The organism is Paraburkholderia sp. JHI2823, from assembly GCF_038900695.1.
Lineage (GTDB): Bacteria > Pseudomonadota > Gammaproteobacteria > Burkholderiales > Burkholderiaceae > Paraburkholderia > Paraburkholderia mimosarum.
Window position 1 is genome coordinate 88,895 of sequence record NZ_JAYMRY010000020.1, and the last position, 18,973, is coordinate 107,867.

16 protein-coding genes and 2 pseudogenes are annotated in these 18,973 nt (G+C 61.0%); 10 read left to right on the top strand and 8 right to left on the bottom strand.

Features of this window, described 5'->3' with window-relative positions:
* Positions 1 to 788 precede the first annotated feature (788 nt).
* The 6 genes and pseudogenes from VSR34_RS21520 to VSR34_RS21545 form a co-directional block, all read left to right on the top strand.
* A complete protein-coding gene (locus VSR34_RS21520; RefSeq protein WP_342963431.1) occupies positions 789 to 1,217 on the top strand; it encodes a nuclear transport factor 2 family protein in 429 nt (142 codons plus the stop codon).
* Between the two features lie 57 nt (positions 1,218 to 1,274).
* Positions 1,275 to 1,649 (top strand): annotated as a pseudogene (locus VSR34_RS21525) (methyl-accepting chemotaxis protein); the annotation flags it as partial.
* A gap of 293 nt (positions 1,650 to 1,942) precedes the next feature.
* The gene (locus VSR34_RS21530; protein WP_342963432.1) at positions 1,943 to 2,599 is read left to right on the top strand and encodes a MarR family transcriptional regulator; all 657 of its coding nucleotides are present in this window, start codon (positions 1,943 to 1,945) and stop codon (positions 2,597 to 2,599) included.
* 75 nt (positions 2,600 to 2,674) lie between these two features.
* Positions 2,675 to 3,667: a carbon-nitrogen hydrolase family protein gene (locus VSR34_RS21535; protein ID WP_342963433.1), complete on the top strand. Its 993-nt coding sequence runs from the start codon at positions 2,675 to 2,677 to the stop codon at positions 3,665 to 3,667.
* 55 nt (positions 3,668 to 3,722) lie between these two features.
* A complete protein-coding gene (locus VSR34_RS21540; RefSeq protein WP_342963434.1) occupies positions 3,723 to 4,814 on the top strand; it encodes an alpha/beta hydrolase in 1,092 nt (363 codons plus the stop codon).
* 224 nt (positions 4,815 to 5,038) lie between these two features.
* Positions 5,039 to 5,188, top strand: a pseudogene (locus VSR34_RS21545) (hydroxylase); the annotation flags it as partial.
* A 116-nt stretch (positions 5,189 to 5,304) separates the two neighbouring features.
* On the opposite strand, the gene VSR34_RS21550 reads toward VSR34_RS21545, so the two are convergent.
* Positions 5,305 to 6,852 (bottom strand): amidase family protein, encoded by a 1,548-nt coding sequence (locus VSR34_RS21550; protein ID WP_342963435.1) that lies wholly within the window; start codon positions 6,850 to 6,852, stop codon positions 5,305 to 5,307.
* 770 nt (positions 6,853 to 7,622) lie between these two features.
* On the opposite strand from VSR34_RS21550, the gene VSR34_RS21555 reads away from it, so the two are divergent.
* The gene (locus VSR34_RS21555) at positions 7,623 to 7,874 is read left to right on the top strand and encodes a hypothetical protein (protein ID WP_342963436.1); all 252 of its coding nucleotides are present in this window, start codon (positions 7,623 to 7,625) and stop codon (positions 7,872 to 7,874) included.
* 100 nt (positions 7,875 to 7,974) lie between these two features.
* Entirely contained in the window at positions 7,975 to 8,226 is a 252-nt protein-coding gene (grxC, locus tag VSR34_RS21560; protein WP_342963437.1) for a glutaredoxin 3, read from the top strand.
* 132 nt (positions 8,227 to 8,358) lie between these two features.
* On the opposite strand, the gene VSR34_RS21565 is transcribed toward grxC, so the two are convergent.
* The 7 genes from VSR34_RS21565 to VSR34_RS21595 form a co-directional block, all read right to left on the bottom strand.
* Positions 8,359 to 8,925, bottom strand: coding sequence for a helix-turn-helix transcriptional regulator (locus VSR34_RS21565; RefSeq protein ID WP_342963438.1), 567 nt, complete (start codon positions 8,923 to 8,925; stop codon positions 8,359 to 8,361).
* Positions 8,926 to 9,049: 124 nt separating this feature from the next.
* Positions 9,050 to 10,123: a porin gene (locus VSR34_RS21570; protein ID WP_342963439.1), complete on the bottom strand. Its 1,074-nt coding sequence runs from the start codon at positions 10,121 to 10,123 to the stop codon at positions 9,050 to 9,052.
* A gap of 209 nt (positions 10,124 to 10,332) precedes the next feature.
* Positions 10,333 to 11,643 carry a branched-chain amino acid ABC transporter permease gene (locus VSR34_RS21575; protein ID WP_342963440.1) on the bottom strand — a complete coding sequence of 437 codons (1,311 nt, stop codon included), beginning with the start codon at positions 11,641 to 11,643 and terminating at the stop codon, positions 10,333 to 10,335.
* 22 nt (positions 11,644 to 11,665) lie between these two features.
* Entirely contained in the window at positions 11,666 to 12,613 is a 948-nt protein-coding gene (locus VSR34_RS21580) for a branched-chain amino acid ABC transporter permease (RefSeq protein WP_342963441.1), read from the bottom strand.
* Between the two features lie 32 nt (positions 12,614 to 12,645).
* Positions 12,646 to 13,899 carry a branched-chain amino acid ABC transporter substrate-binding protein gene (locus VSR34_RS21585; RefSeq protein WP_342963442.1) on the bottom strand — a complete coding sequence of 418 codons (1,254 nt, stop codon included), beginning with the start codon at positions 13,897 to 13,899 and terminating at the stop codon, positions 12,646 to 12,648.
* 50 nt (positions 13,900 to 13,949) lie between these two features.
* The gene (locus tag VSR34_RS21590; RefSeq protein WP_342963443.1) at positions 13,950 to 14,714 is read right to left on the bottom strand and encodes an ABC transporter ATP-binding protein; all 765 of its coding nucleotides are present in this window, start codon (positions 14,712 to 14,714) and stop codon (positions 13,950 to 13,952) included.
* Between the two features lie 4 nt (positions 14,715 to 14,718).
* On the bottom strand, positions 14,719 to 15,543 hold the full coding sequence (locus VSR34_RS21595) for an ABC transporter ATP-binding protein (protein ID WP_342963444.1): 825 nt from the start codon (positions 15,541 to 15,543) through the stop codon (positions 14,719 to 14,721).
* Between the two features lie 356 nt (positions 15,544 to 15,899).
* On the opposite strand from VSR34_RS21595, the gene VSR34_RS21600 reads away from it, so the two are divergent.
* Together VSR34_RS21600 and VSR34_RS21605 are read left to right on the top strand one after the other, a co-directional pair.
* Positions 15,900 to 16,595, top strand: coding sequence for a TetR/AcrR family transcriptional regulator (locus VSR34_RS21600; RefSeq protein WP_342963445.1), 696 nt, complete (start codon positions 15,900 to 15,902; stop codon positions 16,593 to 16,595).
* Positions 16,596 to 16,847: 252 nt separating this feature from the next.
* Positions 16,848 to 18,941: a 3-hydroxyacyl-CoA dehydrogenase NAD-binding domain-containing protein gene (locus tag VSR34_RS21605; protein ID WP_342963446.1), complete on the top strand. Its 2,094-nt coding sequence runs from the start codon at positions 16,848 to 16,850 to the stop codon at positions 18,939 to 18,941.
* Positions 18,942 to 18,973 lie beyond the last annotated feature (32 nt).

Consider the following 18,973-nt stretch of genomic DNA (forward strand, 5'->3'; position numbering starts at 1 on the left):
AACTATTCGACGTTGCGCTAACGGGGATGCGTCATCCAGACCCGGATGTTCGACAACCCGTGAGGTCGACAAGCGATTCTGGCCCACGCCGGACAACTGTTGTGAAGTAGCTCCGCGAACGCTACCGCGGTTCAATAGAATTCTCTTCTTTACAATATGAGTATATGCTCATAATATGGTTCCCCGAGCCGGATGGCAAGAGCTTTATGAAGGGAGCAGTCCCGCCTGGCGCTGTCTCATGTGTGAAGAATCAGTCGACTCAAGCGGACCCTTAACGTGCAAGTCGTTGCCTGCGGAGACTTAATCGGCCGCACATCAGCAACGGAAGAGAAGGGTGAAGTGACAATGAACAATGCGACTGTGGAAGGCATCGACGGCCGCTGCAATTGTCTTGCGGCGCGGCAGGCGTCGCGGTATCTAACGGCGCGGAATGGGTTGATCGAGATGGTGGGGGGGCAGGATCAGCGTACGAAGAATGCTCTGATAACGACGACGGGCGTATCGCGCTACAGGATTGCGTTCCACTATGGCGGGCGGTGCGGCAGGAATTTGAAGGTAGTTATGGGCAGGAGCGCGCTGCCGTACTGCGCAGTTCGTTACGCAATGTGTTGAGCAGCGGTTTCAGTCCGCGGGCAGGGGGCGAGTGCGCCTTGCGGGACCAGTAAGCGAGGCGCCATCAGTCGGTATTACGTCAACTCGGCGGGATACCGGCATCCGCATCGAATGTTGGCGAGTTCGTAGTCGATGTGTGCATATGCACACAGAAATCTAGTATCAGGAGATAGGAAATGGAACACCAGAAAATCATCGAGGCCTGCGAGAAGGCATTTACCGGCTTCGAGCGCAATGACAAGACGCACCTCGTTGCGCTACTTGCCGATGATCTCGAATTCGAATTCTCGGACTCGCTCCCCTACGGCGGAACCTATCATGGAAAAGCCGAATTCCTCGCGTTCTGGAAACACGTGTACCAGAAATGGGAGTACTTCAACTACGACGCGAGAGCAATTCTGGAAGCAGGCGATTTCATTATCGTACCGGTCGTCGCACGCGCCAAGGCTTACAACGGCTTTTCGATGCAGAATGAGCATCTGTTCCTGTTTGAAGTTCGCGACGGCCAGATTGTCCGCGGTCGACTCTACGCCGACACCGCCCGCGGACGGGACATTCTGGAAGACCGCGCGCCGAAGCGCTACCCAAAGTTAATCGTGGACTGACTCACGGCGCAGGGAAGCACGCGTCATGATATCCGCTGCCAATGGCTGGCGAGAGGCGGTTTTGCAGTAGTGGCCGGAGAAGTGCGTGCGCTTGCGCAGCGCTCTGCGTCGGCCGCGAAGGAAAGCAAGGAACTGATCAACGATTCGGTCGAGCGCGTTAATCCAGGCGTGCAGCTTGTGCAGGTAGCGGGCCGCACAATGAATGAGATCATCGGCTCCGTGCAACGGGTGACGGACATCATGGGCAAGGTCGCTGCGGCCTCCGAAGAGCAAAGCGGCGGCATCGAACAGGTGGCGCGTGCCGTCACCCAATTGGACTCGGTCACGACGCAGAATGCCGCACTCGTCGAGGAGGCTGCGGCTGCTGCGCAGTCGCTCGAATACCAGACGGGACGCCTGCGAGAGGTTGTGCCCGTGTTCCAGGTCAACGACGGCGGAACGGTGCGATCCGACGTGCGCCACAATGGGGCCGCCAAGACAAGTCCAAACACGATTCCAGCATTTTCTGGCGGGAAGGACGAATTGCGGGCCGTAGGGGCATGAATTTCACGATTCGCCTGCGACCAAGACCCGCAATACCCCGTCGACGCCACAAAATCGCGCCCAAACGCCGGTCTATAGAAGTATTCAGCTGACCTGTTGACGACTGGAGTAAGCGCAGATTCATAGTGCGTGCCAGCCCCGTTCTCTTTGTATTCCAATGTATCCGGTGCGCGGTTTGATACGTGCACTTACAGAAGCCACCTTGCCCGACACATCGCGGATACGTTGGCGCGCTCAAATACGCACATCGTCACCGACCACTGACTCTGCACAGCAACGCAGATAACTCGATCACGCTCGATCGAGCCGGAAGAATCGCTGGCGCTTCGGAATATTTGTCCTTTAATGCAATGCATACGGAACATAAATCGAGTTCGACGTTTGACGCTCTGCACAATGCGGGCAATGGCGTGAGCAGTGATATCGCGCGGAACTGCCTGCTGACGCGCACGGGGCAGATTTCGCGCGTATTGACCGCGATCTACGACGACGCGCTACGGCCCTTCGGCGTCAACGCCCCTCAGTTCAGCATGCTCGTGCTCATCGTTGAGCACGGACCACTGAGCCGTTCGGACCTCGGTCGCAAAAATCACCATGACCGTTCGACCTTGACAAGGAATTTGCAGCCCCTGATCTCGCAGGGGTGGGTGGCCGAAGGCTTACCAGGAGGCGATGGCCGCAGTCGCCCCCTTTCGCTCACGGAGCAGGGCAAAGCATTGCTCAACAGCGCCGCGCCCGCGTGGTCGAGTGCGCAGACGAACGCGAGGGCCCTGCTGGGAGAGGCCGGGGCCAACGCGCTCATGGGCATCGCGGGCGAGTTGCCGCGCCGCACAAGCTGATTTTTTATTCTCAATGTTGCATATGCAATAAACAACGGGCCTATGTGTCCGCCCTTACCATTCAAGGAGTTTGCAATGAAAGTTGTTAAAGCCGCCGCAGTCCAGATCAGCCCGGTTCTTTACAGCCGTGAGGCGACCGTCGAGAAGGTGGTGCGGAAGATCCTCGAACTCGGCGAGAAAGGCGTACAGTTCGCGACCTTCCCGGAAACGGTGGTGCCTTACTCTCCGTACTTTTCAGCAGTCCAGACTGGGATTGAGCTTCTGTCCGGCAGAGAGCATCTCAGGCTGCTCGAGCAGTCCGTGACGGTGCCGTCTCCCGCGACCGACGCAATCGGCGAGGCAGCGCGGAAGGCGGGCATGGTGGTGTCGATCGGCGTCAACGAGCGTGACGGCGGCACCATTTACAACACCCAGTTGCTCTTCGATGCCGACGGCACCCTGATCCAGCGCCGCCGCAAGATCACGCCAACGCATTTCGAGCGCATGATCTGGGGCCAGGGCGACGGCTCGGGGCTGCGCGCGGTCGACAGCAAGGTCGGCCGCATTGGCCAGCTCGCATGCTTCGAGCACAACAACCCGCTGGCGCGCTACGCGATGATGGCCGACGGCGAGCAGATCCATTCGGCCATGTCTCCGGGTTCCGCTTTCGGCGAAGGGTTCGCCCAACGCATGGAAATCAATATCCGCCAGCACGCGCTGGAGTCCGGCTGCTTCGTCGTGAACGCAACCGCCTGGCTGGACGCGGACCAGCAGGCACAGATCATGAAGGACACAGGCTGCCAGGTCGGTCCGATCTCGGGCGGCTGCTTCACCACGATCGTCACCCCCGACGGGATGCTGCTGGGCGAACCGCTGCGCTCTGGCGAAGGCGAGGTCATCGCCGACCTCGACTTCTCGATGATCGACCGCCGCAAGTCCCTGATGGACTCTGCCGGGCACTACAACCGGCCGGAACTGCTCAGTCTGCTCATCGACCGCACGCCAACTTCGAACATTCACGAACGCACTGCGTACCCCAAGTCGAATACGGAACAAGGTTCGGACGATCCGCGCGCGACGCTCATCTAGCCACCAGGAATCAAGCGCGGCACGCGCGCGCGATCATCAACCACGCGTTCTTTTAATGAGCCCATCCATGTCCATGAAAGTCATCTTGAAAGCCATCACGGGGATTGTCACGGCGAGCGCTGTATTTGCAGCGCTCGCGGTGACCGCCTCACCAGGCTACGCGCAGCCGACCTCGCAAGCACACAGCGATACGGTGGCCGTACACACGAGCACGCCAGCGAAGCACGCCAACGTATCTGATGCGGCGCTGGTGAAGTCGCTGCCCGGCTTCAGGAACGGCTACGCGGAGGTCAACGGTGTGCGGCTGCACTATGTCGCAGGCGGAGAAGGCGAGCCGCTGGTGCTACTGCCCGGCTGGCCCGAGACGTGGTGGGCATTCCACAAGATCATGCCGACGCTTGCCACGCATTACACGGTCATCGCTGTGGACCTGCGCGGCATGGGCTCATCAGGCCGCCCGGCCGACGGCTACGACAAGAAGACCATGGCCGGCGATATCTACGGACTGGTCAAGTCGTTGGGTTATGACAAGGTCAATGTCGCGGGACATGACATCGGCTCCGCGGTGGCGTTCGCGTATGGCGCGAACTACCCGCAGGCGACCGACAAACTGGTAATGCTGGAACTGCCGCACCCGGACGACAGCCTGCTGTCGTTTCCGCTGCTGCCAGCGCAGGGTACCGTCGGCGACAAACTGGGCTCGTCACGCCCATACCTGTGGTGGTTCGCGTTCAACCAGGTGCCGGGTCTGCCGGAGAAGCTGCTCGCGGGTCACATTCGCCTGGAGCAGGACTGGCTCTTCAATTATTTTCTGAAGAATCAGGGCTCGGTGGACGCGCGCGACCGCGCCGTGTACGAGCAGGCATATAACAGCGCCGAAGCAATCCGCGCGAGCAACGCGTGGTATCAAGCTCTCCCGCAAGACGTGAGCGACTACAAGGAGTACGGAACGTTGCAGATGCCGGTCCTTGCGTTGGGCGGACCTGCCTACGGCTGGATGAAGAAGGTCATGGGAAAGAAGGTGGCGAATCTGACTGCCGTAAATGTGGAAAACAGCGGCCACTTCATTCCGGAAGAACAGCCGGAATTTGTCGCCAGAACAATCGATGATTTTCTGCAAAGTCGATCATCTGCGGCCGCCGATTAGATGAAATGCGGGAAAAATCAGCATGAAATGGATCCTCGGATAGGCACATAAACAGCCGCGGTGACAAGTGGGGGAGTCCTTCACCCGGAATTGCGCAAACCGCCTCATTTAATTGAACCCACCAAATAGGGAAACGATATGATTAGTCAATCTGCACATGACCGCCCGATCCCCGTCACTGGAGCGGCCGGCGCGATCGGCGGCATCGGCCGTCACGGCACAAGGTGCGCGCCTTGGTTCGGCGTGAGGATGAACGCGCTGAAGAACTGCGTCGGCTTGGCGCCGAAGCCATGGTTGGCGATCTGACCGATCTTGCTTCAATGCATCGCGCGATCGAAGGCTGCTCGCGCATTTATTTCGGCATGTCGGGAAGACGTTCCTGTACAGAAATGGACTTCGTGTCCAGGGCGAATGAATGGGCGTGGTTAATCGATGCGAGACCGATAGAGAGAAGCGCTATCAATCGCCACACGCCCATGTGTCACTGCATTTACGTAGCCTTCGCAGCCCCGGCCTGGAACCCCCTTGGCCCGGGCACGCTCCCGATGACCTGTTCGACGCGGCGAGCCAGCGCGAGCAGATCTCGGTCGCGCCCAAAGGACGCATCGAGTTCGATGCCGATCGGAAGCCCTTCTGGATTCAGCGCCATAGGAAGACTAATCCCAGGCACGCCTGCGGAGCTGGAGGGATGCGTGTTCCTGCAGAGGAAGAGATCGGTGACCGCGTTGCCGGCGACCTGAAAGCTCCACTGGTTCTCGATCTGGGGTGCTGCGCATGGAGTGGTCGGGAAAAGCAGCGCATCGGCCCGCGCGAAAGCAAGCGTCGCAAGCCGTGCGCGCAGCTCCTGCCTGGACGTGTTCAGTGCCGTGAGGTACTGCTCGTCGGAGAAGTAGCCTGCGCCCGAGGGCAAGACGGCACGCGTCCAACTGGCCATGATGTCCGGTCCCAGGCCCGCGTAGATCTGCTCGAAGGACACGGGCACCTCATTGGCGGCGAGAAATTCCCGAACTGCGGGCATCGTCTCGTGAAAGAAAATGGGCCATGTGGTGCGATTGGTGAGGGCAAGGAAATCTCCGCCCAGATCGACCTCCACAAGTTCGGCTCCTGCCCCCTTGAGCTTACGAAGTGTCTCACGGAAAGCGCTCTCGACCGCCGCGTCTACGCCGGCCAGATGCTGCCGGGGCGCGTAGGCGAGCTTCACCCCTCTCAGGTCGCCGGTTGCGTTCAGGCGTTGAAGAGGGTTCCTGGTGAGAATGGCGTCCACTAGCTCGCAGTCTTCAACGCTGCGCGCAAGAAGACCCGTCGTATCAAGGGTTTCGGAGATTGGCGCCACGCCCTGGTTCGGCCAGCGGCCGGGCGTGGGTTTGTATCCCACCACGCCGCACAACGAAGCGGGAACGCGGATCGAGCCGACCGTGTCGCCACCGAGTGCTGCGGGAACGATGCGCGCAGCCACCGATGCACCCGCTCCGCTAGAGGACCCGCCAGTGATGTGGGTCGTGTCGTAAGGGTTCTTCACCTGGCCATGGTGTGCATTGAACCCCGTCAGGCCGTACGACATCTCTACGAGGTTGTTCTTTCCGAAGACGATCGCCCCAGCATCCTTTACACCCGCAACCGCCGCGGCATCGCGTGTTGGCCTGAAGCCGGCCAGCACGGAGGTGCCCAGCGTGGTGGTAAGCCCCTCCGTTAGGTAGCTGTCCTTGACCGCCAGCGGAACGCCAAGCAACGGAGCCTTGTGTCCCGCACGAATCGATTGATCGGCCTGTCTCGCCGCCTCTAGCGCGGAGGCTTCATCGATCGTGATAAATGCCTTCAGGTCGGCGTGGACACGCGAGCGCTCCAACAGAGCACCGACGAGAGCCTCCGAGGAAATTTCTCCGTTTCGAATTGCACGTGCTGCGGCTGCGAGCCCAAGTTCGTGCAAGTCGGCAGCGCTATCCGAACGCATGTTGGCCATGACCATCCCCGGCCCAGCCACTGTCGCTGCGGCAGCAACCTTGAGAAAGTCCCGCCGGTTGATCGAATTTTTTGACACGTGAACCGTCTCCTGTTGAGTGGTTATACCGACATTAAACTTCTGCGATCAGTGCATATGCACTATGAAACCCCACCGTTGCAACGCATGACCGTATGATGCGCTGTCGAGCGCCGCACAGCAGTTGCTTGATGCGAGCTAGTGTGTCATCGTCAAGTTTCAGTGTCAACGACGGATACAACGCCACGTGCATGAATCGTGAAAACATGGGAGAAATCCCCATCAAGGGAGGCGATTTCCAGCAAGCACCTAACTTTATTGCCGGACAAACTTGACACTGTAATGAATGTGGCTTTGTCCAGCTTTGCAATCCGGGCGAAGGGATAGATCGATTCGCACGTCCCCGCGGTGCGCATTGATTCGAGGCATTTCGCGCCCAGGCTCCTGTTCGTCCAGGCGCGTGGTAAGTGGCGGACCATCCACTGATGTCTGTGTGAAGGTGTGCGCAATCGCGGCCCGAGGCGCTCGCACAACCCCGACTATGCGGCGAAGGCACTGCAAGGCATCGCTCAGAGCCTGCGCAAGCTTGCCTTTCAGAACTTGCCAAACAACACGACCTTGAGTCGTCGCACGCCACGAAGAGACCGGGTGAATCTGTTGAGACGATCGGGCATAGATTTGCGCTGAAGGAGCATTAATAGTCGTGCGTGCGGTCTTTAAACTCTCCCCTAAGTGCTGTGCCGTTACCAGGAAACACCGCGCCGCCGCCGGGGGAATCGTCTTATCCGGTCTGGGGGGTGTCTGGAGGTGGGGATGACGGCTGTAGCAGCGTGGAAGGAAGTGAGGTTGTCGAAGCCCGAGGTACTGATCGAAGCCGACATTGGCAATCACGCCGCGTGGCGCCGGGGGCTGAGATCCAGTCGCCTGAAATCGGTTTCCAGATGCTCCAGGTCAAAGTCGTGATCGATGGGGATGCGACCAGGGAGGAACTCGATGAAATCGTCGGGCAGGCAAACTTCTATTTGCCGGTCGCCAACTCACTGCGCAATCCCATTCCGATGACAGTCAGCATCGCAGGCTAAGCGTGCGAGGCGCCAGAAGGCTGGCATGTCAATCCGCGAATAATTTGCCGACATATACCTGTGATCAGTGCAGGTCGTAGTCTAAACAAGGAATCTTGTCATGAAAACTGTCACGATTTATACGACGTCTAATTGTACCTATTGCGTCGCCGCCAAGTCTCTTCTGAAAACAAAAGGTGTATCGTTTGACGAAATAAAACTCGACGGCGATCGACTCGCAGCATCCGCTCTCGTCGAAAGGACCGGTCGCCGGACGGTACCGCAGATTTTCATCGGTACGACGCATGTCGGTGGCTTTGACGATCTAAAAGCACTTGAAGTGGCCGGGCACCTGGACGAACTACTGGGTTGACCGGCCGATGACAGCTGACAGGATGGAGCAGTTCTTCGAGCACTCAACGATGCTCTTCGGGCGATAAATCGCTATCACGAGGATTACCGTTTCCCCTACCCGGGCAAGGTGCGCTAGCCGGACTGAAGCTGTTCAACGGCTATCGCTGCCGTTCGGGCTGCAGATGCCCGCGGGTTTCAGAAGCGCGGCCAATGCCCGATTCAGTAGCTCGAGCCAGTTTTCCTCGTAGCGAACGCCAGCCTGCAGAACAAGATGACGCAGAGCAGTTTCACGATCCTGCGGTTCGGTGGGGAAATCTCTTGTTTCGATTTCCCGATATAGCGCGAGCTTCTCCTCGTGCAGCCGGACACGGCGCCGGATTTCGTTGTCCAACCCCGTGGGACCGACCGCTGCCTCGGCTCGCAGCCGAACCATGAATTCATCACGGAGAGCAACTCGCTCATCCTCGCGAGGGATCCAGGCTTTTAGCTCGTCGATCCCGGCTGGCAGAACCCGGTAGGCGCGCTTGCGTCCCCGAGTGGGCGCTTCCGGGAGCGACTCGATCAAACCTGCTTCTTCCAGACGTGCCAATTCCCGATAGATCTGCTGATGCGTCGCGTGCCAGAAATAGCCGATCGAACGGTCAAACCGGGCGGCAAGTTCAGATCCGGAACATGAACGTTCGACTAGCGCGGTGAGTAAGGCGTGCGGAAGTGACATCGGATCGATGAGCCGGCAGCTTAGCCCGGTAGTGGCGGAGTTTTCGGGATTCTCGCATCCGCTTGTACCTCCAGGCAACTGATTGCATCATCGACCGCACCCCTTCGGACGGTCACGCAATCCGTCAGAACAAATGTCGCACGCCTATCGCAGCCCCAAATTGATTCCCGCCGGGTGTCCCAGCAGGGATCGAATTCTGCAAGCCAAGGGTCGCAAGGCGATTGTTCTTCACATAGCCGACATACGAATAGATCGAGGTCGCGCGCGATAGCGCGTAGTTCGCGCCGAGCTTGTACAGGCTCGCGTCGCGGTCGTTCGTCACGCGATCGTCCTGGTGGATGTAGGTGAGGCTGATCGTCCAAAAGGGCGTGGGCGTGTATGAAAACTCCGCCGTGTAGAAGTTGTCGCTCGTGCCGCGCGCCGGGTTCTTGAAGTTGGAGAAATCGAGCAGGAACTTGAACGCGTCGAATCCGTAGTTTGCGCCGACCGTGTAGGCGCGTGCGGTCGTCGAATTCGTCGCGCCCGTGATGTCGCGGCCGTTGAAGTACGAAGCCGCGCCCGTGAAGCCGCCGATGCTATAGCTCGCGCCGAACGACATCACGCTCTTCGACGAGAAGTTTCCGGCAACGCCGCCGAACGAATACATCGCCATGCCCTGAAAGCCGGAAACTTCGGGGCTCAGGTATTCGACGGAATTGTCGACCCATGAATACTGATAGCCCGTATAGCCCGAAAGATTCTGGTAGAGCAGATTATTCAGCGAACCGAAGTTCGAATAGCCTTCAATGTCGAGGCGGGCCAGAATGCGCAGTATTGGCGAGCGGTTCTTGCCGAGCATTACACTGCCGAGCGTGTCGCTGCCAATACCGACTGTTGCGCCGCGATCGAAGAGCACATTGCCCGCGCTCGTGGGCAGACCGCCGTTGATCGACTGGCCAGTGTTGATGCGAAAGCCGCTTTCGAGTTCGAACAATGCCTTTAACCCGCCGCCGAGATCTTCGCGCCCCGTCAGTCCCCAGCGGCTGGTCGAATCGATGCCGCTAGAAACCGACCATGCAGAGCCGCCGCCCGCCGCCGCGTGGGTTTTGTAGAGCACACCCGCATCGACGATGCCGTACAGGGTCACAGAGCTCTGCGCGTGAGCGACCGTGGCAGCGCCACCCGCCGCCATGAGTGCGGCGAAGCAAAACTTTTTCATTGACGTCTCCAATGACTTGCTTTAGTTATTAGTTGGGCTTCGCGTGCTTGATCCGCAAGAAAGCGAAGCGTGTTGCGCCTGAAAATGGCACAGAGATATTTAGGTATACGTATTAATACCCGTAAAAATGCAGAGAACATTACGACTGGTTTTGCTACAACATGAGTGGGCGAAGTGCGCGGCCCACTCACGTCACGACGAAAGGCTCACTATCGGCGCACGATGCGCTGCTGCACGAACATCAAGGCCATCCCGCCCGCGAGCAGGGCGACGGCGACGATCCACGCGACGGCACTACGCGGATCCGCGGCGTAGGCTTCCGGCAATAAGGCGATCCGCACCGGCGCGCCCATGTTCGAGCCGAGCGACTGGACCATCTCGATCGACAGAACGAAACCCGCGCACGCGGCAAGCCCGCCGAAGAGAACGGCAAACGCGCGAAACACGACGTACGCCAGACCCTTTTCGCGGCATGCCTGTGGCGCCATTCGCACGAGGTCGGCGACGCCGCCTGTCAGCCCATATCGCCATGACATCGTCACCATCACGAAGAACACCCCGAGATACAGTGGCCATGCGTCCGTCAACGTGGACAGATGCGCGGTCGCGAGCGTGATCAGCAGCGCGCCGGTCACGGGACCGAAGAACGACGTGAAGCCGCCCACATACGCATGCAGCATCCCCGCCGTGCTCTGCTGCAGACTCAGCGTGTCGAGCGTGACGACCTGGAAGCCCAGCGCATAGAGCGACCCCGCGATTCCCGCGAAACCCGCGGACAGCGTCAACGCAAGCCCGCGAATCATCACGGGATTGAAACCGACGAAATCCATTCGTTCTGGGTTATCGCGCGTTGCGTTCATCAGGCGGCCGAGCGGCGTGAAGGTCAGCGCATACATCGCAAGCGCGGAGCACCATGTCCATCCTGCGATGAGCAGATAGACGTTCACCGGCGATCCAAAATCGATGCCCCAGCCGGCTGCATGCGACGGATCGAGGCGGACGCCTTCGTCGCCGCCCGAGAAGCCCGTCATGATGGTGGCCGCCGAGAAGGCCAGTTGGCCCACGGCAAGCGAGATCATCGCGAAGATCACCTTGCCGCTGCGCACGGTGAAGAGCGCGACGCACGCGCCGACTAGCAGCGCGGCGACGCCGCCGACGAGCGGCACGAGCACGACGGGCGTCGACTCGAACGCATTCAGACAATGCGCAGTCGTGTAGGCGCCGACGCCGAAGTACAGCGCATGACCGAACGACAGCAAACCGGTGCCACCGAGCAGCATGTTGTACGCGAGCGCGAACGTGATCGCGATGCAGATCTGCGTGAGCACCGAGACCGCGAAGGTGCCCGAGAAGAGAAACGGCAGCGCGACCGCGACGACGAGTACGGCGCCCCAGTTGAATGCACGTCGCGGGCGGTTCGGTGAAGGCGGTAGATACGCATCCCATGCACGCTCGCGCCCGGCGGTAGTTGCTTCGCGTGGCAGAGCAGTCGGGCGGCGTGCGCCTCGCATCGTCGGCATGTTGAAATCCATTGCAAGTCCGTTATTGACGGTGACCCATCAGTCCGCGCGGGCGGATGGCCAGCACGACGATCACGATGGCAAAAGGAACAAGCGGCGCGAAGCGGCTCAATGGCTGCGCGAGCGCGTCGCTACTCGATACACCGTGCATCACCGCGCTAAAAGGCACGAGTAGATCGGCCCACGAAATCTGCGTCGAGACAACGAGCGTTTGCAGCACGCCGATCAGCAGCGACGCGACGAACGCCCCCGCGAGCGAGCCCAGCCCGCCCACCACGATGACGATCATCAGGATCGTGCCGAGCTGGTTCGCCATGCCGGGCTCCGTGCCGATCAGGTTGCCCGACAGCGCGCCCGCGAGTCCCGCGAGCGCGGCGCCGAGCGCGAAAACATTGGTGCGCAGGCGGGGCAGATTGTGGCCGAGCGCGTTGACGACGTCGGGATGGGACAGCGATGCGCGCACGATGGTGCCGATCCGCGTGCGCTTGAGCATCACGAAGAGCGCGGCGAGCACGGCGAGCGTCACCGCCAGTGTGAAGGCGCGGTACGCCGGGTAGTCGATGCCATACAGCGAAAACAGCGGGAAGTCGAGCGCGCGCGGCACGGCGTACGCAACAGGCTGCTTGCCCCACAGCAGCGTCGCGGCCTCGACGAACACGATCTCGAGGCCGAACGTGAGCAGCAGTGGTCCCAGCAAGCCGAAGCGGATCACGCGCCGCAAAAACCATCGCTCGACGATCGCGCCGAGCAGCGCGCAGCACAGCGGCGCCGCAATCAGCCCGCACCAGTAGCCGAGCCCGAGCAGCTGCGCGAAGGTGTACGCGAAGTACGCGCCGAGCATGTAGAAGGCTGGGTGCGCGAAGTTCAGCATGCCGAGCATGCTGAACACGAGCGTCAGTCCGGCGGCCATCAAAAACAGCAGCATGCCGTAGCTGACGCCGTTGAATAAACCCAGGGCAAGAGATTGCATGGCGATCCGTCCGTTCGTGAATGCTGCCGCGCTCAGGCGCCAGGCGGCCGTTTCATGTTGCAGCCGTCAACGGGTTCGCTGATCTGCGCGGCAGGGAAGGTGCGGAGCAGCCGGAAGCCCCAGGGCGTGCCGTCCTGTTTGTACTTCGCATCGGTTGCGAGCACCGACAGGTTCAGCGGCAACTGCGCCTGGTGATCGGCGGCGCGCATCGTCGCCCTGTAGTCGCCGATGGAGACCGTCGTCTTCTCCATCGCCTTGGCGACGGCGAGCGGCTGCGTGCTCTTCGCGTCGCGGATCGCGTCGGTCAGGAACAGATAGCCGCGATAGATGCGCATGCTCTCGAAGTCGCCATAGCCCGCGGAGCGCGACTGGACCATCAACTGATCCATTGCGGGGATGTTCATGCTCATGATCGAATCGGAAGCCTGAAACACCCTGCCGACGCCTTTCTCGCCGATGCTCGTCACCTGGCCGTGCTGCGACGCATAGACCGTGTACCACGGCACGCTCAGGCCGACGTCGTCGCCCGCTCGAATCAGACGGCTCAGATCGGTGCCGATATTGGCCGTAAAAATCGCATCGGGATTCGCGGCCTTGATCTTCGCCACATAGGGCGTGAAATCCTGAACGCGATTCGGCGGATGCAGCTCGCTGCCGACGATCTGGATATCCGGGCGCAACTGTTTGAGCAGACGTTTGATCGCCGAGTCCGCGCTCTGGCCCATCGAATAGTCCATGTTGATGAGATACACGCGCTTGACTTTCGGATCGAGCGACAGCACGGCCGCCTTCATCTTCATGCCAATATGGCCGTCCGTGCGGAATTGCCAGAACGAGCAGTACTTGCCCGTCATCGCTTCGTCGAGTCCCGCCCAGTTGACAAGGATGATCTCCTTGCCGGGATTGCGCGCGTTGTACTTCTCGATCGCGTCGAGCAGAGTCGTCGTAACGTTCGCGCCGATGCCCTGCATCACGAAGTGCACATCATTGCCGATTGCGCGGTCGAGGCAGTTCTTGCCGTCTTTCGGGCTGAACTTGTCATCGCACATCTGCAGGTCGACTTTCGAACCCAGGATCCCGCCCGCATCGTTGTCGCGCTTGACGGCGAACTGCAGGTTCTTCGCCGACGCTTCCATCGTCGACGACTGCGGACCAGACAGCGGCTCGATCAGCATGATCTTGATCGGCTCCGCCGCGTGCGCGGCGGCCAGCAATGCGACGCCCGCGGTGGCTGCGAGACTGGCGTGCAATAGTTGCCGCAAGCCGGCCGTCATGTGTTTGAACATAGTGTGCTCCTTACTCACCCGATATGCGTTGTTAGCCGTCTGCAGCGCGGCTAGATTTCGAGCCATTCCGCCCGCACCTCCGGGCTGGCTTCGAACTCGTCGACGGTGCCGTCGAATACGATCTGTCCGTGCCCCATCACGTTGATGCGGTCGCACAGTCCGAGCGCGATGGTCAGCTTCTGCTCTACGAGCAGCACCGCCACGCCGCGCTTTGCCACTTCTTTCAACAGCGCCGCAACCTGATCGACCATCGACAGGCTCAGTCCCTCCGTCGGCTCGTCGACCAGCAGCAGCGCCGGCTGGCCCATCAAGGCGCGGCAGATGGTCAACATCTGCTGCTCGCCGCCCGACAGTGCGCCGCCCGCAACGTTCACGCGGCGCTTCAGGTTCGGGAACATGTCGAGGAACTCGTCTTCCGTCCATGGGTTCGCGCGCGATGGCCTCGACCGTCTGGCAGGGCTGCCTTGCGGCAGGCCGACCAAGAGGTTCTCGCGCACGGTGAGATCGGGAAAGATCGCGCGGGCTTCCGGCACGTAACCGATGCCGGCCCGGGAAATCTCATGCGTTTTCGCGCGTTCGAGCGCGGTGCCGTTCAGGCTGATCGTGCCGCTCGACGGCAGCAGCTTCATCACGGCCTTGAGAAAGGTCGAGCGGCCCGAGCCGTTGCGCCCGAGCAGCCCAACCGTTTCGCCCGCCTCGATGTGGAGGCTCGTGCCTCGCAACACCTGGCTTTGGCCATAGCCGGCCACGATGCCGGAAGCGCTGAAAAACGGCCCGCATTGCGGGCACGTTGCAGCCATCGACTGTGTGTTCATCGCTTCAATGCCCCTGTCTTTGCACGCCGTACTCGCCCGCTTCGACGGGCGTGCCCAGATACGCTTCCTGCACGGCGCGGTTCGCGCGCACCTGTGCAGGCGTGTCGCACGCGATGATTTCGCCATACACGAGCACCGAAATGCGGTCGGCCAGTTCGAACACCACGTTCATGTCGTGCTCGATGATGACCATCGTGCGCGCGCTGTCTGCGGCGCGCAGGCGCTGCAGCAATTCGATGACGTTACGTGTCTCATGCTTGTTCATGCCTGCCGTCGGCTCGTCGAACAGCAGCACCTTCTGGTCACCCGCGAGCGCGAGCGCGATTTCCAGCGCGCGCTGGTCCGCATACGAAAGCAGGCCGGCGGGTTCGTTGCGCTTGTCGAGCAGGCCGACTTCGTCGAGTATTTCCAGCGCGCGGATGTCGGCGGGACCGCCGCGTTGCAGGACGCGCAGAAACGACGCGCCGTGCCCGGCCGCACGCAGCGCGCCGATGCGCGCGTTCTCGAACACCGTCATGCGCCCAAACAGATTCGCAGTCTGGAAGCTCCGGCCGAGTCCGCTACGGCTGATGCGGTTCGCGCCGTCGTGCGTGACGTCGACATCGTTCAGATAAATGTTCCCGCTCGATGCGAGGTAACGACCGCTCATCAAATGAAACAGCGTGGACTTGCCCGCGCCGTTCGGCCCGATCAGCACATGGCATTCGCCCCGGTAAATCGACCAGTCCACGCCCCGGATGATTTCCGTGGCGCCGAACGCCTTCTTCACTCGTTCGAGCCTGAGCGCCGCTTTCGGCGCATGGGCGGTTGCGGCATGCGTTTCTGTCATTTGGATATCCTGAACATCTGGACCTGCTGCTGAATCCTGCTCAGTCGAACCTTGCTCACGGCGCGGCTGTCTCGATTGAAAGGCCAACTCGAATTGTTACAGTGTCAAGTTCAACGAATCATAGGAGCGGGCCCGTGCGCTGGCAATCGGTTTCGCGTCGGGGATTTCCCTAGTCGGATAAGACGCCCGCCGTGAGCGGGTTCGGCGTATTTTCTGACTGACTGGCAGGTGCTCTTTGGAAGTGCGCGAGCGGCGAGAGTACAATGACGCGAACGAGGCGTATGACACCGCATTGAACGGCCGACGGGTGTCATACGCAAAGTCAGGCGAGCTGTAAATTTTTCAGTGAAAAGATCATGTCCACTACGACATTGACCGATATCGAACCGACAAAGAAGGTGTCGTGGCACCACGGCAATCTGCGCGAAGAGATGCTGCAGCGCGGTCTCGCGCTGCTGGAACTGCGCGGCGCGGCAGACTTGTCGCTGCGCGAAGTCGCACGGCTGGCCGGTGTGTCGCAAACCGCGCCAACCCATCACTTTGGCGATAAGGAAGGTCTGCTCGCCGCGCTCGCGACGGAAGGCTTCCACGCGCTGATGAGCGAACGTCTGTCCGCATTGAAAGACGGCATGACGAAAGAGCGGAGGCTGCGCGTCGTCATGCGCGTGTACGTCGACTTCGCGCTGAAGCGGCCCGAACTGTTCCATCTGATGTTCGGCCCGCGCATCCCGGACAAGCGCAAGTACCTGCCGCTGATGGAGGCGAGCGCGGGCTCGTTCCAGTTCGTGAGCAACACGATCGCGGAATTCATGGCCGACCATTCGGAAGACGGCCGCCCGCCGCGCTTCTCCGCAATCGCCGTGTGGTCGGGCATGCACGGCCTCGCGACCCTGCTCGCGGATCGCGACAGCGGCCTGTGCCAGGTTCCCGATGAGATGATCGAGGACGTCTGCACGGGCGTAATCAATCTGTTGCTCGGCGGGCTCAAGTCGCCGCATGTCGAGGCGGGCGCCGCACCCGCCACGCGAAGCAGTTCGCGCAGCAAGAAGTAAGTCTTTCCGCGCAGCACGGCCGCGTCGCCATCGGACGGCACGGTCGCGTCTGCACTGTCTTTGCGGCCTTCATGCACCGCACCATTCACGGTCCTCTCCATCCTCTATGTCTACCTGATCAATGGCATGCGCATCCTGCCGTCTGCGCTGTTGACACTTAAACTTGACGCTGTCACAATCAAATCACCTGCCGTGAACTGCGAGCGAACCGCGTACGCGGTGGAGCAAACGAAACAGCAATCAGGAGACGCGATGGACATGGAGTCTGCATACGTGGTTACAGACGGCATTGCCGTCGTGAGCTTCGACAACCCGCCCGTCAACAGCCTGTCCGCCGCGCAGCGCAAGCGGCTACATGAACAGATTCGCGATGCCGCCGCACGCAACGACGTTCAGGCGATCGTCGTGACGGGAGGCGCGGGGCCGTTCTGCGGCGGCGCGGAGATTCGCGAATTCAATACGCCCGCGCAGAAGGCATCGCCGACCATGCCAGATCTGATCGAAGGGCTCGACGGAATCAAGAAGCTTCTGATTGCCGCTATCGGCGGCTTTGCCTACGGCGCAGGTCTCGAGCTCGCAATGGCCATGCATTATCGGCTCGTAAGTGTATATGCACAGTTAGGTTCACCCGAGGTGAAATTCGGGTTTCTGCCGGGCGCTGGCGGCACGCAACGTCTGCCGCGTCTGGTGCCGATGGAGCATGCGGCAACCATGATGTTGAGCGGCGCGCCCGTGAGCGCGCAGCAGGCGTACGACTTGGGGCTCGTCGATGCGCTGTCGGACGGCGACCTCGTGGAAGACGCACTGACCTACGCGCGCCAGCTGATCGCGGAACGCCTGCCGCTGCGCCGCACGAGCGCGCTACCCGCTCGCATGGCGACGGCGCCGACCGACCTGTTTTCGACTCTTCGCGCCGACATCGACAAACGCACGCCGGGCCACAAGGGTAAGCTGTCGATCGTCGATTGCTGCGAAGCGGCGATCACGCTGCCATTCGAAGCGGGCCGCGAATTCGAGCGCGCGCGTTTCCTGGAATTGCTGGCGAGTCCCGAGTCGAAGGCGCTGCGCTACAACTTCTTTGCCGAACGCGAGGCCGCGAAAATCGCCGGTCTTTCGTCCGATGTGCGGCCGCGCGAGATCCGCAAGGCCACCGTGATCGGCGCGGGCACGATGGGCACGGGCATCGCGATGTGCCTCGCCAACGCGGGCATTCCCGTCGTCCTCGTCGATGCACAGCGCGATGGGCTCGACCGCGGGATGGCGACGATCCGCGGCGTCTATGACGCGCAACTCGACAAGGGACGGCTGACGCAAGAAGCTCACGATCGCACCGTTGCGCTCGTTACGCCGACACTCGAACTGGCTGCCGCCGTCGCGGACGCCGATGTGATCGTCGAAGCCGTATTCGAGCGGCTCGACCTGAAGCAGCAGATTTTCCGCGATCTCGATCGTCTCGCGCGGCCGGGTGCCATTCTCGCCACGAACACGTCGATGCTCGATATCGACGAGATCGCCACTGTCACGCAGCGCCAAAGCGATGTGATCGGCATGCATTTCTTCTCCCCGGCGCACGTGATGCGGCTGCTCGAGGTGGTGCGCTGCGCTCATACCTCCGACGAAGTGCTCGTCACGGTAATGCAGCTTGCGCGCAAGCTGAAGAAGACAGCGGTGCTTTCGCGCGTCTGCGATGGCTTCATCGGCAACCGCATGCTGCAACGCTACTTGCAGCAAGCGCTGTTTCTTCTCGACGAAGGGTGCAGCGTCGAACAGATCGACGGTGCGATGGAGCGCTTCGGCATGGCGATGGGGCCGTTCGCCGTTGGCGATCTGAGTGGGCTCGACATCGGCTGGTCGATCCGCAAACGCCGTTATGTGGAGCAGCCGGAGATGGTCTATTCGCGTATCGCCGATCGCATCTGCGAAGCGGGACGCCTCGGCCAAAAGACGGGAAAGGGCTGGTATCGCTATGAGCCCGGCAGCCGCAAGCGACTGCCCGATCCGGAAGTCGCGCAGATCTTGCATGCGTATCGCGCGGAAACAGGCGTCGCGCAGCGCGAGGTAAGCGACGTCGAGATCGTCGACCGGCTGATGCTCGCGCTCGCCAACGAGGGCGCGCAGATACTCGATGAAGGCGTTGCGCAGCGCGCATCCGATATCGACGTTGTCTATGCGACGGGCTACGGATTCCCGGTGACCAAAGGCGGCCCGATGCACTACGCGAATACGCTTGGGCTCGGTGAGGTGCTCGCGCGCATCCGACGCTATCAGCAGGGCTATCAGGGCGCACAGTGGCTACCGGGCGCGCTGCTCATGAAGCTCGCCGAACAGGGCAACAGCTTCGCCTGAGCGTCGATGCGTCCGCTGCACGCAACACGGGG